Annotated in this window: 26 protein-coding genes and 1 riboswitch; of the genes, 20 read left to right on the top strand and 6 right to left on the bottom strand. The window is 40.5% G+C overall.

Annotation, left to right across the window (positions count from 1 at the left end):
* The first annotated feature begins 141 nt into the window (after window positions 1–141).
* The 5 genes from K4Z77_RS07750 to K4Z77_RS07730 all read left to right on the top strand — a co-directional run bounded on the left by K4Z77_RS07750 (window position 142) and on the right by K4Z77_RS07730 (window position 8,133).
* On the top strand, window positions 142–2,106 hold the full coding sequence (locus tag K4Z77_RS07750) for a DNA methyltransferase (protein ID WP_224218962.1): 1,965 nt from the start codon (window positions 142–144) through the stop codon (window positions 2,104–2,106).
* A 3-nt stretch (window positions 2,107–2,109) separates the two neighbouring features.
* Window positions 2,110–4,752, top strand: a complete 2,643-nt coding sequence (locus tag K4Z77_RS07745; protein WP_224218961.1) for a DEAD/DEAH box helicase family protein — start codon at window positions 2,110–2,112, stop codon at window positions 4,750–4,752.
* Between the two features lie 185 nt (window positions 4,753–4,937).
* Window positions 4,938–5,026: riboswitch (glycine riboswitch) on the top strand.
* Between the two features lie 90 nt (window positions 5,027–5,116).
* On the top strand, window positions 5,117–6,439 hold the full coding sequence (locus K4Z77_RS07740; RefSeq protein WP_224218960.1) for an alanine/glycine:cation symporter family protein: 1,323 nt from the start codon (window positions 5,117–5,119) through the stop codon (window positions 6,437–6,439).
* Between the two features lie 131 nt (window positions 6,440–6,570).
* The gene (locus tag K4Z77_RS07735; protein ID WP_049538827.1) at window positions 6,571–7,119 is read left to right on the top strand and encodes a carboxymuconolactone decarboxylase family protein; all 549 of its coding nucleotides are present in this window, start codon (window positions 6,571–6,573) and stop codon (window positions 7,117–7,119) included.
* 111 nt (window positions 7,120–7,230) lie between these two features.
* Complete coding sequence (locus tag K4Z77_RS07730) at window positions 7,231–8,133, top strand: TDT family transporter (protein WP_224218959.1); 903 nt, start codon at window positions 7,231–7,233, stop codon at window positions 8,131–8,133.
* 20 nt (window positions 8,134–8,153) lie between these two features.
* On the opposite strand, the gene serS is transcribed toward K4Z77_RS07730, so the two are convergent.
* The 3 genes from serS to K4Z77_RS07715 form a co-directional block, all read right to left on the bottom strand.
* Complete coding sequence (serS, locus tag K4Z77_RS07725; protein WP_224218958.1) at window positions 8,154–9,428, bottom strand: serine--tRNA ligase; 1,275 nt, start codon at window positions 9,426–9,428, stop codon at window positions 8,154–8,156.
* A 213-nt stretch (window positions 9,429–9,641) separates the two neighbouring features.
* A complete protein-coding gene (locus K4Z77_RS07720; protein WP_000079350.1) occupies window positions 9,642–10,013 on the bottom strand; it encodes a DUF956 family protein in 372 nt (123 codons plus the stop codon).
* 2 nt (window positions 10,014–10,015) lie between these two features.
* Complete coding sequence (locus tag K4Z77_RS07715; RefSeq protein WP_000869665.1) at window positions 10,016–11,380, bottom strand: aspartate kinase; 1,365 nt, start codon at window positions 11,378–11,380, stop codon at window positions 10,016–10,018.
* Between the two features lie 315 nt (window positions 11,381–11,695).
* Here K4Z77_RS07715 and K4Z77_RS07710 point away from each other — a divergent pair, with 315 nt between their 5' ends.
* From K4Z77_RS07710 to K4Z77_RS07640, 15 genes are all read left to right on the top strand, one after another.
* Window positions 11,696–12,481, top strand: a complete 786-nt coding sequence (locus K4Z77_RS07710) for an enoyl-CoA hydratase (RefSeq protein WP_224218957.1) — start codon at window positions 11,696–11,698, stop codon at window positions 12,479–12,481.
* Between the two features lie 93 nt (window positions 12,482–12,574).
* On the top strand, window positions 12,575–13,009 hold the full coding sequence (gene fabT / locus K4Z77_RS07705; RefSeq protein ID WP_000386355.1) for a fatty acid biosynthesis transcriptional regulator FabT: 435 nt from the start codon (window positions 12,575–12,577) through the stop codon (window positions 13,007–13,009).
* Window positions 13,009–13,983, top strand: a complete 975-nt coding sequence (locus K4Z77_RS07700) for a beta-ketoacyl-ACP synthase III (protein WP_224218956.1) — start codon at window positions 13,009–13,011, stop codon at window positions 13,981–13,983. The genes fabT and K4Z77_RS07700 overlap by 1 nt, the downstream gene beginning before the upstream one ends.
* Window positions 13,984–14,042: 59 nt before the next feature.
* A complete protein-coding gene (locus tag K4Z77_RS07695) occupies window positions 14,043–14,267 on the top strand; it encodes an acyl carrier protein (protein WP_000257838.1) in 225 nt (74 codons plus the stop codon).
* A 117-nt stretch (window positions 14,268–14,384) separates the two neighbouring features.
* Window positions 14,385–15,359, top strand: a complete 975-nt coding sequence (gene fabK, locus K4Z77_RS07690) for an enoyl-[acyl-carrier-protein] reductase FabK (RefSeq protein ID WP_224218955.1) — start codon at window positions 14,385–14,387, stop codon at window positions 15,357–15,359.
* The gene (fabD, locus tag K4Z77_RS07685; RefSeq protein WP_224218954.1) at window positions 15,352–16,275 is read left to right on the top strand and encodes an ACP S-malonyltransferase; all 924 of its coding nucleotides are present in this window, start codon (window positions 15,352–15,354) and stop codon (window positions 16,273–16,275) included. Before fabK ends, fabD begins: the two co-directional genes overlap by 8 nt.
* 40 nt (window positions 16,276–16,315) lie before the next feature.
* Window positions 16,316–17,047 carry a 3-oxoacyl-[acyl-carrier-protein] reductase gene (gene fabG, locus K4Z77_RS07680; RefSeq protein ID WP_224218953.1) on the top strand — a complete coding sequence of 244 codons (732 nt, stop codon included), beginning with the start codon at window positions 16,316–16,318 and terminating at the stop codon, window positions 17,045–17,047.
* 21 nt (window positions 17,048–17,068) lie between these two features.
* Window positions 17,069–18,304, top strand: a complete 1,236-nt coding sequence (fabF, locus tag K4Z77_RS07675; protein ID WP_224218952.1) for a beta-ketoacyl-ACP synthase II — start codon at window positions 17,069–17,071, stop codon at window positions 18,302–18,304.
* A gap of 2 nt (window positions 18,305–18,306) precedes the next feature.
* A complete protein-coding gene (gene accB, locus K4Z77_RS07670; protein ID WP_049532126.1) occupies window positions 18,307–18,792 on the top strand; it encodes an acetyl-CoA carboxylase biotin carboxyl carrier protein in 486 nt (161 codons plus the stop codon).
* Window positions 18,789–19,211: a 3-hydroxyacyl-ACP dehydratase FabZ gene (fabZ, locus tag K4Z77_RS07665; protein ID WP_224218951.1), complete on the top strand. Its 423-nt coding sequence runs from the start codon at window positions 18,789–18,791 to the stop codon at window positions 19,209–19,211. The genes accB and fabZ overlap by 4 nt, the downstream gene beginning before the upstream one ends.
* Before the next feature lie 11 nt (window positions 19,212–19,222).
* The gene (gene accC / locus K4Z77_RS07660) at window positions 19,223–20,590 is read left to right on the top strand and encodes an acetyl-CoA carboxylase biotin carboxylase subunit (RefSeq protein ID WP_224218950.1); all 1,368 of its coding nucleotides are present in this window, start codon (window positions 19,223–19,225) and stop codon (window positions 20,588–20,590) included.
* A 36-nt stretch (window positions 20,591–20,626) separates the two neighbouring features.
* The gene (gene accD, locus K4Z77_RS07655) at window positions 20,627–21,493 is read left to right on the top strand and encodes an acetyl-CoA carboxylase, carboxyltransferase subunit beta (protein ID WP_224218949.1); all 867 of its coding nucleotides are present in this window, start codon (window positions 20,627–20,629) and stop codon (window positions 21,491–21,493) included.
* Window positions 21,490–22,257, top strand: coding sequence for an acetyl-CoA carboxylase carboxyl transferase subunit alpha (locus K4Z77_RS07650; protein WP_201058403.1), 768 nt, complete (start codon window positions 21,490–21,492; stop codon window positions 22,255–22,257). The genes accD and K4Z77_RS07650 overlap by 4 nt, the downstream gene beginning before the upstream one ends.
* 157 nt (window positions 22,258–22,414) lie before the next feature.
* Window positions 22,415–22,597 (top strand): hypothetical protein, encoded by a 183-nt coding sequence (locus tag K4Z77_RS07645; RefSeq protein WP_224218948.1) that lies wholly within the window; start codon window positions 22,415–22,417, stop codon window positions 22,595–22,597.
* Between the two features lie 26 nt (window positions 22,598–22,623).
* Complete coding sequence (locus tag K4Z77_RS07640) at window positions 22,624–23,349, top strand: CPBP family intramembrane glutamic endopeptidase (protein WP_224218947.1); 726 nt, start codon at window positions 22,624–22,626, stop codon at window positions 23,347–23,349.
* A 158-nt stretch (window positions 23,350–23,507) separates the two neighbouring features.
* Here K4Z77_RS07640 and nusB read toward each other — a convergent pair whose 3' ends face one another.
* The 3 genes from nusB to efp are packed head-to-tail and all read right to left on the bottom strand — an operon-like array spanning window position 23,508 to window position 24,894.
* Entirely contained in the window at window positions 23,508–23,930 is a 423-nt protein-coding gene (gene nusB, locus K4Z77_RS07635) for a transcription antitermination factor NusB (protein ID WP_224218946.1), read from the bottom strand.
* Window positions 23,923–24,312 (bottom strand): Asp23/Gls24 family envelope stress response protein, encoded by a 390-nt coding sequence (locus tag K4Z77_RS07630; RefSeq protein ID WP_224218945.1) that lies wholly within the window; start codon window positions 24,310–24,312, stop codon window positions 23,923–23,925. The genes nusB and K4Z77_RS07630 overlap by 8 nt, the downstream gene beginning before the upstream one ends.
* Window positions 24,313–24,333: 21 nt before the next feature.
* Window positions 24,334–24,894 carry an elongation factor P gene (gene efp, locus K4Z77_RS07625; protein WP_000568643.1) on the bottom strand — a complete coding sequence of 187 codons (561 nt, stop codon included), beginning with the start codon at window positions 24,892–24,894 and terminating at the stop codon, window positions 24,334–24,336.
* Window positions 24,895–25,120: the final 226 nt, after the last annotated feature.

Here is a 25,120-nt window from a genome sequence, read left to right as displayed (position 1 = left end):
ATTTTTTTAAACATGCTCAAATATGTTATAATAGAACTAGAAAATTGAATAAAACCGAAGGGTATACCCTTCCTTTATATATACATATAAAGGAATACTATCAGCTCTTCACAAATTTTAAGTGAGAAGGAAATTCCATATATGAAACAAGAATTGGAGCAAGTCCTCGCTAAAAATCCTAAGTTTTTAGTGGACGGCGTACTAAATAAAAATAAACTAGCAGAGCTGGCACGGCAGTACAGTCCTGAGTTGCTCAATCAGTTGATGAGTAATGAAACAATCGCTAATCACTTTTTTTCAAAGCTACAAAATGGGGTATTGGTCTTTAAAAAAGATATCTTTTTGCAATTTCTAAATAACAAGGAGTTCTTGCCTGACAGCTTTACAGCCTACAAAACAAAAATAGGTCTTGGGACGCCAGACAGAAACTATCTTTCTGAAAATAAAGAAGTTGTGCTGAATTTTCCTTATAAAGATTGTGTGCTTGAGGGAGGGCAAACCAAGGACGATGTGAAACGTCAAGAGATTTTCTTTAACGAGACGCTTGCTCCAGCGGAAATCAATCGCTTGCTAGACGAGAAGGTGTTGAGCAATTTCAAGCGTTATGATAAAGACGGTGAGCACGAGGTTGAGGAGTTAAAGGATACAGATAACCTTATTATCAAGGGAAATAATCTGCTTGCACTGCATAGCCTCAAGAAACGCTTTGCTGGGAAGGTCAAGTTGATTTATATTGATCCACCTTATAATACTGGAAATGATAGTTTCAACTATAACGATAATTTTAATCATTCCACTTGGTTGACGTTTATGAAGAATCGTCTTGTGGTAGCAAGAGAGTTGTTGAGTGAAGATGGTGCCATCTATATTTCTATTGATGATAAGGAGCAAGCATATCTGAAAATTTTATTGGATGAGATTTTTGGTAAGGATAACTTTTTGACTCAATTTAATTTTCAAGTAAGATATGCAGATAAATCTATTGCAACGGAAACGATGGCGTTTAAACCGTTAATTGAATATACTTTAATGTATGCAAAAAACTATACTCAATTTAAAGCTAATCAACCTACTGTTCCTTATACTGATGATAAATTTATTTGGCAAATACAAGAATTAACCAATGGTTCGATAGAAGAAATTGATGGGAATAAGGTTGGGATTTTCAAAAAAGGCGAGTGGAAGCTCGTTCAAGTAGAAGCAAATGTAGACGCTTTGAAAGAGACATGGATTTCAGGCTCTATTTACTCTAAAATGAGCTATGGACAGGTTTATCAAAAAATTGTTGAGCCCAGAGTTTCAATTGATGGTAATGGAACCCTTTATAAAGTTTATGGTAGAGGTGAGGATGGTTTAGGATATCGTTATTACACTAACCCTCAAAAAGCAACGGCCAATAGAGGTAAAATGTTCTCTGGCATGCCTTTAGAACGTAAAAAAGAGATTGAGGATGGTAAGGCTGTAAAATATTTACCTATTGTCAATTTTGCTGATTTCGCAGGAGATTATGGTAATATTCGTCATGAAGGAGGGGTTGCACTAAATAGTGGCAAGAAGCCAGAAAAATTACTAAAGATTTTAATGGAGTATGTGACAAATGAAGGAGATATTATATTAGATTTCTTTGGTGGTTCAGGATCAACAGCAGCAACTGCTCATAAAATGGACCGTCAATATATTTTGATAGAGCAAATGGATTATATTGAGGAAAAGATTGTTGAAAGATTGAATAATGTGATAAAAGGAGATGAAACCGGCATTTCTAAAGATGTCAACTGGACTGGTGGTGGTTCATTTGTTTACTGTGAACTGAAAAATGATGCCCAGGATTTTAAAAATATAGTTTTAGAGGCAAGAGAGCCTGAAACTCTATCTCAACTGTTTGAACAGGCTAAAAAGTCTTCGTTCCTATCTTATCGTGTCGACCCTAAAAAGTTGAAAAAGTCAGAGTTCGAAAAACTTTCACTAGCTGAACAAAAACAAGTCTTGCTGGAGTTGGTGGATAATAATAACCTGTATGTTAATTATTCAGAGATAGATGATAGCGACTATGACATTTCACTAGAAGAGAAAAAACTCAATAGATACTTCTATGGAGAGGAGTAAGTGATGGCTTTTGTGTATGAAATTTATAAGCAAGCTAGTGAAAATGGCTTTATTGACTTTAAGGCAAGCATTCCAGACTACATCACGCAAAATCTGAAATTTCCACTGCGTCCTTACCAGAAAGAGGCGGTAGGGAGGTATCTCTACTACAAAAGGGATGAGAAAAATCGAAAAAAACCAGAACAAGTCCTTTACAATATGGCGACCGGTTCAGGAAAAACTTTGCTGATGGCAGCGATTATACTTGAAAAATTTAAACAGGGTGAACGGAATTTTATTTTTTTTGTTAATAATGACAATATTCTTACCAAGACAAGAGCAAACTTCTTGCCTAATGAGATGGGAAAATACTTGTTTGCGGACAAAATAACTATTGATAATCAAGCGGTGGGAGTACGTGAAGTGACAGATTTTTCCGATAGTCAGCCTGATAGTATCAATATTGTTTTTACAACCATTCAAAAACTTCACCAAGATTTAAATACCCCAAGGGAAAATCGCCTAACTTATGAGCAATTTGAAGATTTATCGCTTGTGTTATTGGCAGATGAGGCTCATCACTTGAATGCTGGACTTGGCAAGAAAGAAAAATATGAGAACGACAGCTGGACGGCGACGATTGAAAACATTCAAAGTACAGCCCGTAAATCTTCTTTATTTGAATTTACAGCAACTATTGATTTAGCAAATCCAGATATTGCCAAAAAATATGAAAAATCTTTGATTTTCAAGTATGACTTGAAAGAGTTCCGCTTGGATAAGTACTCTAAAGATGTTCTTTTCCACTTGGTAGATAATGAACTTCCAATTCGTATGTTGCAGGCAATCATTATCAGCCAATACCGCAAGAAAATCGCCTTGAAACATGGAATTAACCTCAAACCTTTGGTCTTGTTTAAGTCGCAAAAAATTGCTGAAAATAAAGGAAACTTAGAGGCTTTTTTGGATATGTTAGCCAACTTGTCAGTAGAACAAGTACAGTCTCAAAAAAACTTAACTGCAAATGATGAGGAGCAAAAAAATATCTTGGAAAAAGCATTTGCTTTTTTTGAAGGGGCTGGACTTTCTTTTCAAGATTTAATTGAGGAATTGCAGGAAGATTTTCGCCGTGAACGCTTACTCGTGATTGATGGGAAAAACAAGACTAGCAACAATTTAGTGGAGTTGAATACTCTGGAACTCCCTTCAAATGAAATTCGTGCTATTTTTGCAGTTGATATGCTCAACGAAGGCTGGGATGTTCTTAATCTTTTTGATATTGTTCGTCTTTACGATATTCGTGATGGTAAGACAACAAAGAACGGTTTTGTCGCAGGGAACACTACCAATGCAGAAAAGCAACTCATCGGTCGTGGAGCACGTTATTATCCCTTTGTGATTGATAATCAAATCGAGGAGAAGTTCACTCGTAAATTTGATGAAAATGAAAACAATGAACTTCGTGTCATAGAACAGCTTCATTATCATTCTGCCAACAATCCTCGCTATATTTCTGAATTAAAGCAAGTCTTGCGTGAGTCTGGAATTTTTGATGATGTCAATTTAGAAGAGCGTGAATTAAAGCTCAAAGAATCTTTCAAACAAACACGAACCTATACAGATGGTCTTGTTTGGATGAATAAACGTCTTTCCTACCAAGAATATCTGGAACAACGACAAGAAAGTTTGTTGGATACCTCTTTCATTCCGAGTTCCTTTGATGTCAGTTTACCGACTTCCAGCACAAGAGATTTTGAAGCTTTCTCAGAGGATGATGTTTTTGCGACTGATTCGACAAACACCTTAAACTTCGAGTTTGGAAAAGAAATTACTTCCAATATTGTTCGAACAGCTATCAATCGCAATAAACAGTATACCTTTAAAAACTTACAGAAAGCTTTCTTTGGCTTGAGTGGTGTATCTGCCTTCATTGAAATGCTTTCGAAAGTTAATATTATACTAGAATCTTCTTTATCACAAATAAGTGAGTTAACTTCAGACCAGAAACTCTATATTGCAGAACAGCTTTTATATAGCATTGAAAAAGATATTGTTCCAACTGAAGAGCGCTTTTATGGTTCAGCTAACTTTGAATCTGTTCCTGTACGTGAAGTTTTTGAAGAGAATATCTTGAGAAAGTATACTGTTAATGTAAATGGGAATGCAGAGTTTGGACGGTCACAAAAAACCAAGTCTGAAACAGAGATTTTTGAAAATATCGATCAGCTAGATTGGTATGCCTATGATGATAACTTTGGAACAAGCGAGGAGAAATATCTGGTGCGTGCTATCCGTGAATTGATGAATGATTTGCAGGAAAAGTGGTCTGATATTTATCTTTTGCGAAATGAGAAAGCAGTGAAAATCTATAGTTTTGATGAAGGGCGTGCTTTTGAGCCTGACTTTATCTTGCTTGCAAATGATAAAAAAGTTGGAAGTACTTCTTGGCAAATTTTCATTGAGCCAAAAGGAAGTCAATTTTTGGATAGTAATAATACCTTCAAAAATAGTAAAGAAGGCTGGAAAGAGAAATTCTTACTGCAAATTACTGAAAGAGATGAGGCAAGAACTTTGTTGGACGATGAACGTTATCGTATCGTCGGTCTTCCTTTCTTTAATAATGAGATGAGCAGAGAAGTTGTAAATAGTAATTTAAAAGATTTATAGTGTAAATTTGGGAGTTTATGATTTCGAAAATTATTACTAAGTTTAGTTAACTGAGTCAAATAAGATTTTCCCAAAATCCATTGACAAAATCCAACATTTTTTGTAAAATAAGAATCAATTAAATACCAACACCGAATGAAGTTTAATAGAAGTGGCGAATCGTTTGATTTTCCATGACTGTAAATGGACGGAACTCTGGAGAGACCGTAAAGGCACCGAAGGGGCAAGGCAGGCAACTGCTCAAACTCTCAGGTAAAAGGACAGAGCTAGGATAGACCGCTTTTTAGCATTTATCTAAGCATTCCAGAGTACATGTATCTTGCATGTGCTCTTTCTTTTGGAGTTGAAAAGATAGGAGAAGGAAATGTTAGAATTGCTTAAATCAATTGATGCTTTTGCTTGGGGTCCACCCCTCTTGATTCTCTTGGTCGGAACAGGGATTTACCTAACTGCCCGTTTAGGACTTTTGCAGGTTTTGCGTCTCTCTAAGGCCTTCCAGCTTATTTTTACCAAGGATAAGGGGCATGGCGATGTATCCAGTTTTGCGGCCTTGTGTACAGCTCTTGCGGCGACAGTTGGTACGGGAAATATTATCGGGGTGGCGACGGCTATCAAAGTCGGTGGTCCAGGAGCCCTCTTTTGGATGTGGATGGCGGCTTTCTTTGGAATGGCAACCAAGTATGCGGAAGGTTTATTGGCTATCAAATACAGGACTAAAGACGATAACGGTGCTGTTGCAGGAGGTCCAATGCACTATATTCTTCTAGGGATGGGAGAAAAGTGGCGACCACTTGCTATCTTCTTTGCTATTGCAGGTGTCTTAGTAGCTTTGTTAGGAATCGGAACCTTTACCCAAGTCAACTCGATTACAGAATCTGTCCAAAATACAACGACTATTTCGCCAGCTATTACGGCTCTCGTTTTGTCTGTCTTAGTAGCGATTGCTGTTTTTGGAGGACTCAAGTCTATTTCAAAGGTTTCGACAGCCGTTGTTCCTTTTATGGCTATCATCTATATTTTGGGAACTCTTACAGTTATTTTCTTCAATATTGGAAAACTTCCTGCTACAGTCGCTTTAATCTTGACATCAGCCTTTAGTCCTGTTGCTGCGGTAGGTGGATTTGCTGGTGCTAGCATTCGGATGGCTATCCAAAATGGTGTGGCGCGTGGTGTCTTCTCAAACGAATCTGGTCTGGGTTCTGCTCCCATTGCAGCTGCTGCGGCTAAGACAAATGAACCAGTAGAGCAAGGTTTGATTTCCATGACAGGAACCTTTATTGATACCCTCATCATTTGTACTCTGACTGGTTTGACCATCTTGGTAACTGGAGTATGGAATAGTGACTTGAATGGAGTGGCTTTGACTCAGTCAGCCTTCTCAACAGTATTTTCTCACTTTGGGCCTGCCCTCTTGACTATCTTCCTTGTACTTTTTGCCTTTACAACGATTCTAGGTTGGAACTACTATGGAGAACGCTGTTTCGAGTTTCTCTTTGGGGTTCGTTTTATCTGGCTCTACCGTGTGATTTTTGTGCTCATGGTCTTGCTGGGAGGTTTTATCGAGTTGGATATGGTCTGGATTATTGCTGATATTGTCAACGCTTTGATGGCTCTGCCAAACTTGATTGCTCTCTTAGTTTTATCACCAGTTGTTATTGCTGAGACTAAAAAGTATTTTAATAAATAATAGAATCACACATCGCGTGTGATTTTTTGCTTTCATAAAAAATTTCTATCAGTGCAATTTAAAATATATATTATACACGGTATAGAATCTGTGATAGACTAGATTTCAACAACATGAAAAGAGGTTTTATGATGACAACATTTACAATCCATACAGTAGAATCAGCACCAGCAGAAGTGAAAGAAGTTCTTGAAACAGTAGAAAAAGATAACAATGGCTATATTCCTAACCTAATCGGTCTCTTGGCTAATGCACCGACTGCTTTAGAGGCTTACCGTACTGTCGGAGCTATCAACCGTCGCAACAGCCTGACACCTGTTGAGCGCGAAGTAGTGCAAATCACGGCAGCTGTGACAAACGGTTGTGCCTTCTGCGTCGCAGGTCACACAGCCTTTTCAATTAAACAGATCCAGATGAACGATGACCTGCTTCAAGCCCTTCGCAATCGTACTCCAATTGAAACAGATCCTAAATTGGACACCCTAGCTAAGTTTACCTTGGCAGTTATCAATACCAAGGGTCGTGTAGGAGATGAAGCCTTGTCTGAGTTTCTAGAAGTTGGCTATACCCAACAAAATGCCTTGGATGTGGTTCTTGGTGTCAGCCTAGCAAGCCTCTGTAACTATGCTAACAATCTAGCCAATACCCCAATTAACCCAGAATTGCAACCTTATGCTTAATTTATATCTGATCAAAAAATGAAGTCTGAAATCCACGGACTTCGTTTTTTTAAGTCCTCATTTAAGCGCTTTTATGCTATACTGAAACTAACATGATTATTGGAGGTTAGGATGAAAAAACTCCCCTTAGTATTTTCTGGTTGTTTGTTAGGTTTGGCAGGAGCTGGGAATCTCGTTTTAGATATGTTGCCAGTTCTGTCACATATACTGAGTTTGTCAGGTTTGATTTTGTGGGTTTACTTTTTAATTCTGCATCTGTTTAATTGGAAAGAAACCAAGCAAGAATTGACCAAGCCTCCTCTTTTGTCAGGAATGGCCACTTTTCCTATGGCTGGAATGATTTTATCGACCTATGTCTTTCGCGTTTTTCCTCATCTTCCTCTGGTAGCGCATGGGCTCTGGTGGTTTTCATTTCTCTTGGATTTGGCCTTGATTGCTGCTTTTACCGTCAAATTTGCTTGTCCGGGTCGGAGGGTTCATGCGACTCCTAGCTGGACGGTTCTCTATGTGGGGATAGCAGTGGCTGCCTTGACTTATCCTCTGGTAGGCATTATCGAGATTGCCTATGCGACCTTGAGTTTTGGTTTTGTCTTGACCTTCTATCTCTATCCCCTTATTTATAGTGATTTAAAGCAACATCCACTACCAGTAGCCTTGCTTGGGCAAGAAGGAATCTACTGTGCTCCTTTCTCTCTGCTCTTGGCTTCCCTGGTTCGAGTTGGAGGAGCCAGCCTACCGACTTGGCTCTTGATTGCCATGATTTTGGCTTCTCAATCCTTCTTTTTCTTTGTTTTAACTCGCCTGCCCAATATTTTAAAACAAGGCTTTCAACCAGCCTTCTCAGCCCTCACCTTCCCAACCATTATCACGGCTACCTCGCTCAAGATGGCTCAGGGAATCTTGAAGCTTCCATTTCTGGATTATCTGGTATTGGCTGAAACTGTTATATGCCTAACTATTTTATTCTTTGTATTAGGCGTTTACTTGATTTGGTTACGAAAAAGGTCTAGCTAGAAATAGCTAAACCTTATTTTTTATGGTTTGATAACTTCAGCTCCACCCATGTAAGGACGAAGAGCTTCTGGGATGGTCACAGAACCATCTGCATTTTGATAGTTTTCAAGAATAGCAGCCACTGTACGTCCAACTGCAAGTCCAGAACCGTTTAAGGTGTGGAGCAATTTAACCTTGCCATCAGCTTCATCACGGTAACGGATTTGAGCACGACGGGCTTGGAAATCTTCTGTGTTTGAACAGCTTGAGATTTCACGGTAATTGTTTTGCGCTGGAATCCAAACTTCCAAGTCGTAAGTCTTGGCAGCTGAGAAGCCCATATCCCCAGTAGAGAGAGCAACGACACGGTATGGAAGGTTGAGTTTTTGAAGAATGTTTTCAGCGTTGGCTGTCATTTTTTCCAATTCTTCGTAAGATTCTTCTGGTTTGGCAAATTTAACCATTTCAACCTTGTGGAATTGGTGCAAACGAATCAAGCCACGAGTATCACGACCAGCTGAACCAGCCTCAGAACGGAATGATGGACTCATAGCAGTGAAGTAGATTGGCAGGTCTTTACCGTCAAGGATTTCATCACGGTAGTAGTTTGTCAGAGGAACCTCAGCTGTAGGAATAAGGACATAATTGCTGTCGCTCAATTCAAAAGTATCTTCCTTGAATTTTGGATATTGACCAGTACCAAACATAGAATCGTGGTTAACCATGTAAGGTGTGATGACTTCAGTATAGCCTTCTTTACCATGCTCATCCAACATAAAGTTATAGAGAGCACGTTCCAAACGAGCACCGAGTCCTTTATAGAATAAGAAGCGAGCACCCGTTACCTTACCACCGCGTTCCCAGTCAAGGATACCAAGATCTTCACCCAGATCCCAGTGGGCTTTTGGCTCGAAATCGAACTCGCGTGGAGTACCCCAACGGCGAACTTCCACATTGTCATCTTCATCAGCCCCAACAGGAACGCTGTCAGCAGGGATATTTGGAAGAGTAGTGGTAAATTCTGTCAATTTAGCATCGATGTCTGCCAATTCAGCATCCAAAGCTTTGACCTCAGCAGATAGGGTTTGCATGGCAGCAATCTTGTCATCTGCATTTTCCTTGTTGCGCTTAGCTTGGGCAATCTCAGCTGAAACTGTGTTGCGTTCTGCTTTGAGAGTTTCAACCTTAACCAAAATGTCACGACGTTTGGCATCGATTTCTTTCATCTCGTTTAAGATAGCAGCATCTACACCACGTGTAGCCAATTTTTCTGCGACAGCATCAAAGTCTGTACGAATACGTTTGATATCTAACATAAGAACTCCTTTATGAAAAAAGCACACCTGACAAAGCGTTGGAGTGGCAGGGCCACGGTTCCATCCAACTTCACAGGTGTGCACTTGATTGTGTATGTAATTGTTACTAACGGTAGAATTTCACCTATCCCTCCTATCTGCTCGCAGCATCCGCAGACTTTCTGAAAGAAGAAGATAACCTACTTATCCGTTGCTATGATTATACTAAAGTTTCTACTTTTTTGCAAATAGATTTTTAAATTTTTGGCTAATTGTCTGAATCAGGGTAGGAAGCTTGACGACCTTGTCATTGCCCAGTTTTTCGCGAGCAATTTTAAGAATGGCACCTGAGTCTTTTGAGGCAAAGAGGAATTTTCCTCTGTCTGTAAAGACTTCGAAGTGGCGACTGATTTTGCGACCAGTAACATTAGCTCCAATTTGGTTGATATGGCTCCAAGGAATCTGGATAAATTGTTCAACATTGACATCTGGGTAAAATTCCAGAGCTTGATCTCCGACAAGAAATTTCCCAACTTTTCCAGCTATAGAGAGGTAGGAGGTGCCTGTTGTATTGAGAAGCACTGTTTTGTTAAGTGATTGAGCCATGCTTAGTCTTCCTTACTTTCACCGAAAAAGGCATTGTAAAGGGCTTTAATAGCTGCTTTCTCTTGGTCCTTATGGACAACAAACATAATAGATACTTCACTAGAACCTTGAGACATCATCTGGATGTTGATCTTATTTTCAGATAGAGCACGTGTTGCAGTAGCAGTTACTCCGATATGGCTCTTCATCTTTTCTCCAACAATCATAATGATAGAAAGGTCGTGTTCGATTTCTGCATGGTCTACTTCAGCCTTTTGAACCAACTGACGAAGGATTTCTTCTTCCTTGATAGGAGTTAGTTCGCGAGAACGGAGGATGATTGAAAGATCGTCGATACCTGTTGGCATATGTTCCCAACCGATGTTAAGATCTTCAAGGATTTGAAGAACCTTGCGTCCAAATCCAACCTCACGGTTCATGAGGTATTTCGACATGTTGATGCTGACAAAGCCTGAGTCACCAGCAATTCCCACAACTGGAAATTCATCACTACTATGTTTTAGAACGATACGAGTACCTGGATGGTCAGGATTGTTGGTATTCTTGATAACGAGAGGGATTTTTCCACGGTAGGCAGGAAGAAGGGCTTCGTCATGAAGAACTGAGAAACCTGCATAGGCCAACTCGCGCATTTCACGGTAGGTCAACTCAGGGATTGAGTGTGGTTGGTGGATAATACCAGGGTGAGCCGCAAAGATACCATCAACGTCTGTAAAGTTTTCATAGAGGTCTGCCTTAACACCGGCAGCAATGATAGAACCTGTAATGTCTGATCCTCCACGTGAGAAGGTACAGATTTGATTTTCCTTGGTAACCCCAAAGAAACCAGGAATGACAAGGACTTCATTTGTGTTTGTTAATTCTTCAATCTTGTCATAACTTGATGGAATGATGCGAGCGTGACCAGGCTCACTTGTGACCACAATACCAGCTTCTCTAGGATGCACATAGCGTGCATCAATCCCATTTTGATTAAAGTAGGCAGCAATCAATTTGGCATTGTTGTTTTCACCCGCTGCTAGGAAAGTATCGTAGAGAAATTCGTTTTCTTCGATAGGAAGAGTGGCCAAGGCACGAATGCTTTTTGAAATTTTCTCTAGAACAGCTGGTTTCAGTCCCAATTCACTAACCATGGCAGCATAGCGGTCTATAATCCAGTTTTGACTCTTGCTAATATCGTTACCAGCAACATAGTCGCGGTAGTATTTAATTAAGGCATCCGTAACCTTAGTATCTTCAGCATTGCGTTTACCAGGCGCAGAAACAACTACAAAACGACGCTCTGAATCGCTTTTGACGATGTTTAAAACTTTTTCTAATTGACTAGCAGAGGCAAGAGAGCTACCTCCAAATTTAACAACTTTCATAAGAACTCCTAAAGTAAGTATTTTATACGATTATAGCAGAAAGAAGGCCTTTTTTCAATGAAGAAAATAAGATGCTTTCTAGGATAAAGCGAGTCTTCTTAATCGGCCGAGACACTTTCAGTCGATTTTTTCTTGCTTTCAAGTTTTAAAAAAGATATACTTTGAAAATAAAATAATTTAATACTCAATGAAAATCAAAGAGCAAACTAGGAAGCTAGCCGTAGACAGTACTTGAGTACGGCAAGGCGAAGCTGACGTGGTTTGAATTTGATTTTCGAAGAGTATAAACTGCTTATAAAATAAAAAGGAGCCCTGATGGAACACATTATTTATCAGCTTGATGAGGACTTGGCAATTCTTACCTTGAACCGTCCTGAGGTTGCAAATGGCTTTCACATCCCCATGTGTGAGGAGATTTTAGAAGCACTGACTTTGGCAGAGAAGGATCCTGCTGTGCATTTTATCTTGATTAATGCTAATGGAAAAGTTTTCTCAGTTGGGGGAGATTTGGTAGAGATGAAGCGAGCAGTCGATGAGGATGATATTCCATCATTGACGAAAATCGCAGAATTGGTCAATACTATTTCTTATAAAATCAAACAAATAGCCAAACCTATTTTAATGGAGGTAGATGTGGCTGTTGCAGGTGCTGCAGCTAATGTGGCTGTTGCCGCAGATTTCTGTCTAGCGACTGATAAGGCTAAGTTTATCCAGGCCTTTGTCGGAGTTGGCTTGGCTCCAGATGCAGGAGGAATTCATCTCTTGAGCCGAAGTATTGGTGTGACGCGAGCTGCTCAACTAGCTATGACAGGAGAGGCTTTAACTGCAGATAAAGCTCTGGAGTGGGGTCTTGTTTATCGTGTCTGTGAAGCTGACAAACTAGAAAAAACCAGAGAACAGCTTCTTAAAAAATTAAGACGTGGCTCAGCTAATTCTTATGCTGCCATTAAGAAGTTGGTTTGGGAGAGCCAATTTAAAGATTGGCAAGATTATGCCGCTTTAGAACTGAACCTACAGGAATCACTAGCTCAAACAGAGGATTTCAAAGAAGGTGTTCGGGCTCATTCGGAGAGAAGAAGACCTAAATTTATAGGAAAATAAAAAAATACTTGCACCGTTCTTTGAAGTTTGATATAATTCTCTTGTCAAATGTTTTGATTCTAAAAGTTTTTTTGAAAAGGAGGGAAGGAAAGATTGGACTACCAACGTATTAATGAATATTTAACATCTATATTTAACAATGTCCTCGTTATCGAGGAAGTTAGCTTGAGGGGTAGTCGTTTCAAGGATATCTCCATCAAAGAAATGCATACGATTGATGTGATTGGAAAAGTTCCAGATGTGACACCAAGTCAAGTGTCAAAAGAGTTGATGGTGACTCTTGGGACAGTGACGACTAGTTTGAATAATCTCGAACGCAAGGGTTACATTGAACGCATTCGTTCAGAACATGATCGACGTGTGGTGCATCTGCATTTGACAAAGAAAGGTCGCTTGGTTCATAGGCTACATAAACGCTTCCACAAGGCCATGGTTGAAAAAATCATTGATGGTATGAGTAAGCAAGAAATTGAGGTTATGAGCAAAGGTTTGACTAATCTTTATCAATTTTTGGAGGATTTGAGATAATGGCTTTTGCAAAAATAAGCCAGGTTGCTCATTATGTGCCAGAGCAAGTGGTTACAAATCATGATTTGGCTCAGATTATGGATACCAATGATGAGTGGATTTCAAGTCGGACGGGAATACGACAAAGGCATATTTCAAGAACTGAATCTACTAGTGATTTGGCTACAGAGGTTGCTAAGAAACTGATGGCAAAAGCTGGAATCACAGGGGAGGAGTTGGATTTTATCATCCTAGCTACCATTACTCCAGATTCGATGATGCCCTCTACAGCTGCTCGTGTCCAAGCTAATATTGGTGCAAAAAAAGCTTTTGCTTTTGACCTAACAGCTGCTTGCAGTGGATTTGTATTTGCTCTATCAACTGCAGAAAAGTTCATTTCTTCAGGAACATATCGCAAGGGTTTAGTTATCGCTAGTGAAACTATGTCAAAATCTTTGGACTGGTCTGACCGCTCAACAGCTGTCTTGTTCGGAGATGGTGCTGGTGGTGTCTTGCTAGAAGCTAGCGAGCAAGAGCATTTCTTGGCTGAGAGCCTCAATAGCGATGGAAGTCGTAGTGAATGTCTGACGTATGGACATTCAGGCTTGCATTCTCCATTTTCAGAGCAAGAAAGTACAGATTCATTTTTGAAGATGGATGGACGCGCAGTCTTTGATTTTGCTATTCGAGATGTAGCCAAGTCTATCAAACAGACTATTGATGAATCTCCTATAGAGGCGACAGACTTGGATTATCTGCTACTTCATCAGGCTAATGACCGTATTTTGGATAAGATGGCTAGAAAAATCGGTGTCGACCGAGCCAAACTTCCAGCCAATATGATGGAATATGGCAATACCAGTGCAGCCAGTATCCCGATTTTACTTTCAGAGTGTGTAGAACAAGGCCTCATCCATTTAGATGGTAGCCAAACTGTTCTGCTATCAGGCTTCGGTGGAGGCTTGACCTGGGGCACACTCATTCTTACAATTTAGGTAATCATGTGGTGAACACATTGTTATAAAAAAACTATTTATTTTAAAGGAGTCCTATCATGGCAGTATTTGAAAAAGTACAAGAAATTATCGTTGAAGAACTTGGAAAAGACGCATCAGAAGTAACACTTGAATCAACTTTTGATGATTTGGACGCAGATTCATTGGACTTGTTCCAAGTAATCTCAGAAATTGAAGATGCTTTTGATATCCAAATCGAAGCAGAAGATGATTTGAAAACAGTTGGTGACTTGGTTGCCTACGTTGAAGAGCAAACAAAATAAGCAGAATAGAAGATAGAAGGAGTAGGGAAACCCGCTCCCTCTTGTTTAGGCAATAGTTTGATTGTCAAATTATGACGGTATCGAACTATTACGTAAGCAAGAAACGATGGAGGCACTATGAAAACGCGTATTACAGAATTATTGAACATTGATTATCCTATTTTCCAAGGAGGAATGGCCTGGGTCGCTGATGGTGATTTGGCAGGGGCTGTTTCCAAGGCTGGAGGACTAGGCATTATCGGTGGGGGGAATGCCCCTAAAGAAGTTGTCAAGGCAAGTATTGATAAAATCAAATCATTGACTGATAAACCCTTTGGTGTCAACATCATGCTCTTGTCTCCCTTTGTGGAAGATATTGTAGACCTCGTTATCGAGGAAGGTGTTAAAGTAGTGACAACAGGCGCAGGAAATCCAGGTAAATACATGGAACGCTTCCATGAAGCAGGGATTACGGTTATTCCAGTTGTACCAAGTGTTGCCCTAGCCAAACGCATGGAAAAAATTGGGGCGGACGCCGTCATTGCAGAAGGAATGGAAGCTGGGGGACATATTGGGAAATTAACAACCATGACCTTGGTGCGCCAGGTAGCTGCTGCTGTATCTATTCCTGTTATTGCTGCAGGAGGGATTGCTGATGGTGAAGGTGCTGCGGCTGGCTTTATGCTAGGTGCAGAGGCTGTTCAGGTTGGAACTCGTTTCGTCGTTGCAAAAGAGTCTAATGCCCATCCAAATTATAAGGCCAAGATCTTAAAAGCTAGAGATATTGATACTACGATTTCAGCTCAACACTTTGGCCATGCTGTTCGTGCAATTAAAAATCAGTTGACTCGTGATTTTGAAAAAGCTGAAAAAGATGCCTTTAAACAAGAAAATCCTGATTTGGAAATCTTTGAACAAATGGGAGCGGGTGCGCTAGCCAAAGCGGTTGTTCACGGAGATGTGGATGGTGGATCTGTTATGGCAGGTCAAATTGCAGGACTTGTTTCTAAAGAAGAAACAGTTGAAGAAATTCTAAAAGATTTGTATTACGGAGCAGCTAAGAAAATTCAAGAAGAAGCCTCTCGTTGGGCAGGAGTTGTAAGAAATGACTAAAACAGCCTTTTTATTTGCTGGCCAAGGTGCCCAGTATCTAGGTATGGGCCGTGATTTATATGATCACTACCCTATTGTTAAAGAAACGATTGATCAAGCGAGTCAGGTGCTCGGTTATGATTTGCGTCATCTCATCGATAGGGAAGAAGCAAAACTCAATCAGACCCGCTATACGCAACCAGCTATTTTAGCAACTTCAGTTGCTATTTACCGTTTATTGCAAGAAAAGGGCTATCAGCCTGATATGGTTGCTGGTTTGTCTCTTGGAGAATACTCTGCCTTGGTGGCCAGTGGCGCCTTGGATTTTGAAGATGCGATTGCCTTGATTGCTAAGCGTGGAGCCTATATGGAAGAAGCGGCCCCTGCTGGCTCTGGTAAGATGGTGGCAGTTCTTAATACACCAGTAGAGGTCATTGAAGAAGCTTGTCAAAAAGCCTCTGAACTTGGAGTGGTTACCCCAGCCAACTATAATACACCTGCACAAATTGTGATTGGTGGAGAAGTGGCTGCAGTTGATCGAGCTGTTGAACTCTTGCAAGAAGCAGGTGCCAAACGCTTGATTCCTCTCAAGGTTTCAGGACCTTTTCATACCGCTCTCCTTGAGCCTGCTAGCCAGAAACTAGCTGAAACTCTAGTTCAAGTAAGTTTTTCAGATTTTACTTGTCCCCTAGTCGGCAATACAGAAGCTGCAATTATGCAAAAAGAAGACATTGCTCAACTCTTGACGCGTCAGGTCAAGGAGCCAGTTCGTTTCTATGAAAGTATTGCGGTTATGCAAGAAGCAGGCATAACCAACTTTATCGAGATTGGACCGGGGAAAGTCTTGTCAGGCTTTGTCAAAAAAATTGATAAAACAGCTAAACTAGCCAATGTCGAAGATAAGGCGAGCTTGGAAGCCTTGCTAGAAAATAAATAATCCCTTCTCCCATAAATACAAGAGGAAACAGGAGAAAAGAATGCAACTAGAAAATAAAAATATCTTTATTACAGGTTCGAGTCGTGGAATTGGTCTTGCCATCGCCCACAAGTTTGCTCAAGCAGGAGCCAACATTGTCTTAAACAGTCGTGGGACAATCTCAGAGGATTTGTTAACTGAGTTTTCAAACTATGGTGTCAAGGTAGTTCCCATTTCAGGAGATGTATCAGATTTTGCAGACGCTAAGCGTATGGTTGATCAAGCTATTGTAGAGTTGGGTTCAGTAGATGTTTTGGTCAACAATGCAGGAATTACCCAAGATACCCTTATGCTCAAGATGACAGAAGCGGATTTTGAAAAAGTTCTCAAGGTTAACCTGACTGGGGCTTTTAACATGACACAATCAGTCTTGAAACCGATGATAAAAGCTAGAGAAGGTGCTATCATTAATATGTCTAGTGTTGTTGGTTTGATGGGAAATATCGGTCAAGCTAACTATGCTGCTTCTAAGGCTGGTTTGATTGGTTTTACCAAGTCTGTGGCGCGTGAAGTGGCCAATCGCAATATCAGGGTTAATGCTATTGCACCAGGAATGATTGAATCCGATATGACAGCTGTTCTATCAGACAAGGTGAAAGATGCTATGCTGGCGCAAATTCCTATGAAAGCATTTGGGCAGGCAGAGCAGGTTGCAGATTTAACAGTATTTTTAGCAGGCCAAGATTATCTAACTGGTCAAGTGGTTGCCATTGATGGTGGCTTAAGTATGTAGCAGAAGCTAGAGGTAAAAAAGATGAAACTAAATCGCGTAGTAGTAACAGGTTATGGAGTAACATCTCCAATCGGAAATACACCAGAAGAATTTTGGAATAGTTTGACAACTGGAAAAATCGGAATTGGTTCAATTACAAAATTTGATCATAGTGACTTTGATGTGCATAATGCGGCAGAAATCCAAGATTTTCCTTTTGATAAATACTTTGTAAAGAAAGATACCAATCGTTTTGATAACTATTCTTTATATGCCTTGTATGCGGCCCAAGAAGCTGTTAATCATGCCAATTTAGATGTAGAGGCTCTTGATAAAGATCGTTTTGGTGTTATCGTGGCTTCTGGTATTGGTGGAATCAAGGAAATTGAAGATCAAGTGCTTCGTCTCAACGAAAAAGGACCAAAACGTGTGAAGCCATTGACCCTTCCAAAAGCCTTGCCAAATATGGCTTCAGGAAATGTTGCTATGCGTTTTGGAGCGAACGGTGTTTGTAAATCCATCAATACTGCCTGTGCTTCATCAAATGATGCGATTGGGGATGCCTTCCGCTCAATTAAGTTTGGCTTCCAAGATGTTATGTTGGTAGGTGGTTCAGAAGCCTCTATTACACCTTTTGCTATTGCTGGTTTCCAAGCTTTGACAGCTCTTTCTACTACAGAGGATCCAAGTCGTGCTTCTATCCCATTTGATAAGGATCGCAATGGGTTTGTCATGGGTGAAGGTTCAGGGATGTTGGTTCTTGAAAGTCTTGAACATGCTGAAAAACGTGGGGCAACGATCCTTGCTGAAGTTGTTGGTTATGGTAATACTTGTGATGCCTACCATATGACTTCACCACATCCAGAAGGTCAGGGTGCTATCAAGGCCATCAAACTAGCCTTGGAAGAAGCTGAAATTTCTCCAGAGCAAGTAGCCTATGTCAATGCTCACGGAACGTCAACTCCTGCTAACGAAAAAGGTGAAAGCGGTGCTATCGTGGCTGTTCTTGGTAAGGAAGTACCTGTGTCATCAACCAAATCATTCACAGGACATTTGCTGGGGGCTGCAGGTGCAGTAGAAGCTATCGTCACCATCGAAGCCATGCGTCATAACTTTGTACCAATGACAGCTGGAACAAGTGAAGTATCAGATTATATCGAAGCCAATGTCGTTTATGGACAAGGCTTGGAGCAAGAAATTCCATACGCTATTTCAAATACCTTTGGTTTTGGTGGCCACAATGCAGTTCTTGCTTTCAAACGTTGGGAGAATAAATAAGTATGAATTTAAACGATATTAAAGACTTGATGGCCCAATTTGACCAGTCAAGTTTGAGAGAATTTTCTTATAAGAACGGGACGGATGAGTTGCAGTTTAGCAAGAATGAAGCTAGACTGGTATCTGAAGCTGCACCTCAAGTCGCTCCAGCACCTGTTCTAGCAACACCAAGTCCAGTAGCTCCTACATCTGCTCCAGCAGAGACTGTAGCAGAAGAAGTTCCAGCTTTAGCTGAAGCAAGCGTAGTTGCTGAGGGAGATGTTGTAGAGAGCCCACTTGTTGGAGTAGCCTACTTGGCTGCTGGTCCTGATAAACCTGCCTTCGTCACAGTTGGTGATAGTGTCAAAAAAGGTCAAACACTGGTAATCATCGAAGCCATGAAAGTCATGAATGAAATCCCAGCTCCTAAGGATGGTGTGGTAACGGAAATTCTCGTTTCTAACGAAGAAATGGTTGAATTTGGTAAAGGATTGGTACGCATCAAATGATCGATATTCAAGGAATCAAAGAAGCTCTTCCCCACCGTTATCCTATGCTCCTAGTGGACCGTGTGTTGGAAGTGAGCGAGGACACTATTGTTGCCATCAAAAATGTGACCATCAACGAACCCTTCTTTAACGGCCATTTCCCTCAATATCCAGTTATGCCAGGTGTTCTGATTATGGAAGCCTTGGCGCAAACAGCTGGTGTCTTGGAGTTATCAAAACCTGAAAATAAGGGGAAACTGGTCTTCTACGCTGGTATGGATAAGGTCAAATTCAAGAAGCAAGTTGTACCTGGAGATCAATTGATTATGACGGCGACTTTTGTAAAACGTCGTGGCACTATTGCCGTGGTTGAAGCCAAGGCTGAAGTGGATGGCAAGCTTGCAGCCAGTGGTACTCTTACCTTTGCAATTGGGAGCTAAGGAGGTTCTCCATGTTTCGAAAAATTTTAATTGCCAATCGTGGTGAAATTGCGGTTCGTATTATCCGTGCGGCGCGTGAATTGGGGATTTCGACGGTGGCGGTTTATTCAACTGCTGATAAGGAAGCCCTTCATACGCTTTTGGCAGATGAAGCGGTTTGTATCGGCCCTGGTAAGGCAACTGAGTCTTATCTCAATATTAATGCGGTTCTATCAGCTGCAGTTTTGACTGAAGCAGAAGCTATTCACCCTGGTTTTGGATTTCTCAGTGAAAACTCCAAATTTGCAACTATGTGTGAAGAGGTTGGCATCAAGTTTATCGGTCCATCTGGTCATGTAATGGATATGATGGGAGACAAGATCAATGCGCGTGTTCAGATGATCAAAGCAGGTGTACCTGTCATTCCAGGTTCAGATGGAGAAGTGCATAACTCTGAGGAAGCCTTGATTGTTGCTGAAAAAATTGGCTATCCTGTTATGCTCAAGGCTTCAGCAGGTGGTGGTGGTAAAGGGATTCGTAAGGTTGAAAAACCAGAAGACCTAGTTTCCGCTTTTGAAACAGCCTCTAGTGAAGCTAAGGCCAATTATGGCAATGGTGCCATGTACATAGAACGGGTTATCTATCCAGCTCGTCATATCGAGGTTCAAATCCTAGGAGATGAACACGGGAATGTAATCCATTTAGGGGAACGGGATTGTTCTCTTCAACGGAATAACCAAAAGGTTTTGGAAGAAAGCCCTTCGATTGCAATCGGAAAAACGTTACGTCATGAAATTGGTTCTGCTGCTGTTCGTGCTGCAGAGTCTGTTGGCTATGAGAACGCAGGAACCATTGAGTTTCTTCTTGATGAAGCCAGTGGTAAATTCTATTTCATGGAAATGAATACACGTGTTCAGGTGGAACATCCTGTAACAGAGTTTGTTTCAGGTGTTGATATCGTTAAGGAACAGATTCGCATTGCGGCAGGTCAGCCTCTGTCTGTGAAGCAAGAAGATATTGTCCTACGTGGCCATGCCATCGAGTGTCGTATCAATGCAGAAAATCCAGCTTTTAACTTTGCTCCAAGTCCAGGTAAGATTACCAATCTCTATCTTCCAAGTGGGGGAGTTGGCTTGCGCGTGGATTCAGCGGTTTATCCAGGTTATACTATTCCGCCTTATTATGATAGTATGATTGCCAAAGTCATCGTTCACGGCGAAAATCGTTTTGATGCCTTGATGAAAATGCAACGTGCCCTCTATGAACTAGAGATAGAGGGGGTGCAGACCAATGCTGATTTCCAGCTTGACCTCATTTCAGATCGCAATGTCATTGCTGGAGATTATGATACTTCCTTCTTGATGGAAACCTTCTTACCTAAATATCAAGAAAAAGAATAAAATGACTTTAAGAGTTTAAACCGAAAAGGGGAATCAATGGCTCTATTTAGTAAAAAAGATAAGTATATTCGAATCAATCCTAATCGTTCGGTTAGGGAAAAACCTCAAGCAAAGCCAGAGGTTCCAGATGAATTATTTTCTAAGTGTCCAGGTTGTAAGCATATCATTTATCAGAAGGATCTGGGAAGTGAGCGTATCTGTCCGCACTGTAGCTATACCTTTCGTATTTCTGCCCAAGAACGCTTGGCTTTGACGATTGATATGGGAACCTTCAAGGAATTGTTTACAGGGATTGAAAGCAAGGATCCCTTGCATTTCCCTGGTTATCAGAAAAAACTAGCAACTATGCGTGAAAAAACAGGTCTGGATGAAGCCGTTGTGACAGGAACTGCTCTTATAAAAGGTCAGACTGTGGCTCTTGGGATTATGGATTCCAACTTTATCATGGCTTCTATGGGTACGGTTGTAGGTGAAAAAATTACTCGCTTATTTGAGTATGCGACTGTCGAAAAATTGCCAGTTGTCCTACTCACAGCCTCTGGTGGAGCCCGTATGCAGGAAGGAATCATGAGTCTCATGCAGATGGCCAAGATTTCTGCAGCGGTTAAACGCCATTCAAATGCAGGCCTCTTTTACCTGACCATTTTGACAGATCCAACGACAGGTGGTGTAACAGCTTCCTTCGCTATGGAAGGCGATATTATTCTTGCTGAACCACAGAGTTTGGTCGGTTTTGCTGGGCGTCGTGTCATTGAAAATACGGTTCGTGAAAGCTTGCCTGAGGATTTTCAAAAGGCAGAATTCCTATTGGAACATGGCTTTGTGGATGCTATTGTCAAAAGAAGAGACTTACCAGATACGATTGCTAGCCTAGTCAGATTGCACGGAGGGAGTCCTAGATGAATATTGCAAAAATAGTCAGAGAAGCGCGTGAGCAGAGTCGTTTGACAACCTTGGACTTTGCGACAGGCATTTTTGATGAATTTATCCAATTGCACGGCGACCGTTCTTTTCGTGATGATGGAGCAGTTGTTGGTGGTATTGGCTGGCTTGGAGATCAAGCTGTAACAGTGGTTGGTATCCAAAAAGGCAAGAGTTTGCAAGATAACCTTAAACGGAATTTTGGGCAACCGCATCCAGAAGGCTACCGCAAGGCCCTACGTTTGATGAAACAGGCTGAAAAGTTTGGTCGTCCAGTTGTGACCTTTATCAATACTGCAGGTGCCTATCCTGGTGTGGGAGCGGAAGAACGTGGTCAAGGGGAAGCTATCGCCCGCAATCTCATGGAAATGAGTGACCTGAAAGTTCCTATTATCGCCATTATTATCGGTGAAGGTGGTTCAGGTGGGGCTCTGGCACTAGCAGTCGCAGACCGTGTCTGGATGCTGGAAAATTCTATCTATGCCATTCTCAGTCCAGAAGGATTTGCTTCTATTCTATGGAAAGATGGCAGTCGTGCCATGGAGGCAGCAGAACTGATGAAAATCACTTCGCATGAACTGTTAGAAATGGACGTGGTGGATAAGGTGATTTCTGAAGCAGGACTTTCTAGTAAAGAACTGATTAAGAGTGTCAAAAAAGAACTCCAAGCTGAGCTGGCTAGACTTTCACAAAAACCGCTAGAAGAGTTGCTGGAAGAACGCTATCAACGATTTAGAAAATACTAAAAATGACTAAATGAGACTAGAAAGGTCTCATTTTTTATAGAAAAATACAGTTCAGTCCGAAAAATTGACAGTTGAGGAGATGGACTATAAAATAGATAAAAAAGATGTATACTGTAGATGTAAGCTTACAAAAACTTATTTTAAGGAGGTACTTGCAATGACAGGTACAGAAACATTTACAGTTCTTTCATCTGAGAACTTAGAGCAAACTTCAGGTGGTAGAATGATTTGGTTGGTTGATGATTATTATTGGAATTGGCCTTATGCTTATAGCATTGCAACTGACCCGAGTACAATACGTACTCGAATGACTGGTTATGGTAACGGAATTATACCTTAATAGTCTAATAATTTAAAGGAGTGAGTATGAAAAAACTAGGGCATTTGGGAGTCTTTACATCACTGGTATTTCTATCGGTTTATCTACCAGAGTTAGGGGGTGTGCATCTAACTAAGTTTTTGGGATGGGGGATAGATGGCTATTTTATCTTTTTAACAGTTGAAGTAACAGCTATTTTGCTATTATTTATCTACTGGCTCAAAAAGAAAGAGATGCTCTATATTTTTGAGAAAAAGGGTTCAAAGAAGTCAAGATTCTTTTACTTTATAGTTGGTCTAGTGGCTACTTATTTTGATCGTCAATTGGTAGATGCTTTTCAGTTACAGTTTCATCACCTAATTGATAACAAGTATATCTTTCAAGACCTTCTTTCGATTCTATACTCTAATGGGCAACCAACTTTTCTATCAACTGTTCTCAGTTTTAGTTTAACAGTAGTCGTCGGACCTATATTGGAGGAACTGATTTATAGAGGGTATTTTATGAACACCTTCTTTCCCCAGTCCAAGTATTATCTGGATGTCATCTTATCAGCTCTTATCTTTGGACTTAGTCATTTGATCCTAACTCACCGAGATCCTATCAGTTTGATTATTTATAGTTTAGGCGGTCTCTTCTATGCCCTAGTATATCGGTGGACAAAGAACTTAAAAATCACCATCCTGTGCCATAGTTTTTTCAACTTTCTCATTTATGCAAAACCCATCTGGATTTTTGTTTATAATTATGTCTATTACCAGTTTTTAAGATAGTGGGAGGCAAAGAAAAGGAGGTTGGGCAAAAACTCGACTTCAGGAGAAAATGAAGTAAATCTTCCCACAATAAAACGCATAGTACAAGGTTTCTCAATACCTGATACTATGCGTTTTTCTGATTTCAAAGACTTTTTGCCCAGCCTCTTTTTCTATATTTAATTTTCTTCAGTTACAAATTGACTAAGCAGTCCGTTGATAAAGCGGGCTGATTTTTGATCTGAAAAATTCTTGGCAAGTTCAATAGCTTCATTGACTGCTACCAGCTGAGGTGTATCAAATGATGTAATTTCAAAGATACCCAAGCGTAGTAAGTTTTTTTCGACCAAGGTCAAGCGTTCAACTGTCCAGCCTGACTTGAGGTGCTGGTTGATTTGTTTATCCAACTCGTCTTTTTGAGCTTGAACGCCAGAAACCAAGTTCAGAAGAAAGGCAGGGATTTGCACATCTGCATCTTCACGGTCATGTGTGTAGGCAAAGTGACAAGCCGTTTCCATATCTGTACCGAATTCAAGGCTCATGAGAGCTTGAAAAGCGCATTTACGAAGTTCGCGTCTAGATTCTAATAATGGACTAGTCATTGAGGAAGTCCTCGTTAAATAGATCTTTCAACTCAGGTTTTGGTGTTTTGTCTGGAACAATTCCTGTAACATGGATATTGACAGCAGCAAGTTCCACATCTGCCATATCATGGACAGCATCTTTGACCGCTTTTTGAATAGCAAGAGCCACTTTTGGTACTTTCACACCGTACTCAAGGTAGAGGTAGATGTCAGCAGTTAGTTCTTCGTTGCTTTCTTTTAAGTAGACGCCACGACCAAGAGAGAGTTTTGATAGGGTATCAGATACGGATTTATTTGAAAATGAATGGACACCATCAACTTTAGCAGTTGCGATGGCAATGATTTTTTCAAGTACACGTGGAGCGATAACGATTTCGCCAAATTGTTCTTCAATTCCCATAGAATGACCTCTTTCTAGAGATTAGGCACGAGAAACGTAAGTTCCTTCTGCAGTGTTGATGATCAATTTTTGTCCAGCTTCGATGAAGTCAGGAACGTTGACAACAAGTCCAGTTTCCATAGTTGCTGGTTTACCAGAACCTGTAACAGTAGCACCCTTGATAGATGGTTGTGTTTCAGCAACTGTCAATTCAACAGTAGTTGGTACAGTTACACCGATTACTTCAGTTCCGTAGAATTGGATTTTTACATCTGAGTTTTCAAGGATGTAAAGCAATTCATTTTCAACGTTTACGACTGGGATTTCGTATTGGTCATAAGTTTCAGTGTTCATGAAGTAGGCAGTTTCATCCATTTTGTACAAGTATTGAGCTGGAACAGTTTCGATAATAGCTTGTTCGAATTTTTCTTCTGGACGGTAGCTTGTATCAAATGTAGAACCAGTACGGACATCACGCAATTTCATACGCATGATCGTGTTTCCTTTACCTGGTTTGTGGTGGCTAGCTTCCAAAACGCGGATTAATTTTCCGTCTGCAGTTTCAAATGTCATACCAGCTTTCAATTTGCTTGCTTCAATCATGTTTTTACCTCTTTAATAAATATTATTACTCTTCATTCTACCATAAAATCTTCTGGAAATAAAGCCAAAATAGTTATTGGGAGATGGTAGGGGAGAAAAAAACCAACCTCAGGGCCAATGTCATTAAGTTAGTGATCTAACTACTTGAATAGGAGGTGTGATTGAGATCATCAAAGTGATTCTCTATCCTATCTTCTATTTTTTTGCATAACAAATAAAGGTTTTT

The organism is Streptococcus mitis subsp. hohhotensis (genome assembly GCF_020089495.2).
Classification (GTDB): domain Bacteria; phylum Bacillota; class Bacilli; order Lactobacillales; family Streptococcaceae; genus Streptococcus; species Streptococcus hohhotensis.
The sequence above is the reverse complement of the archived record's forward strand: the minus strand, read 5'-3'. Positions and strand labels throughout refer to the sequence as shown.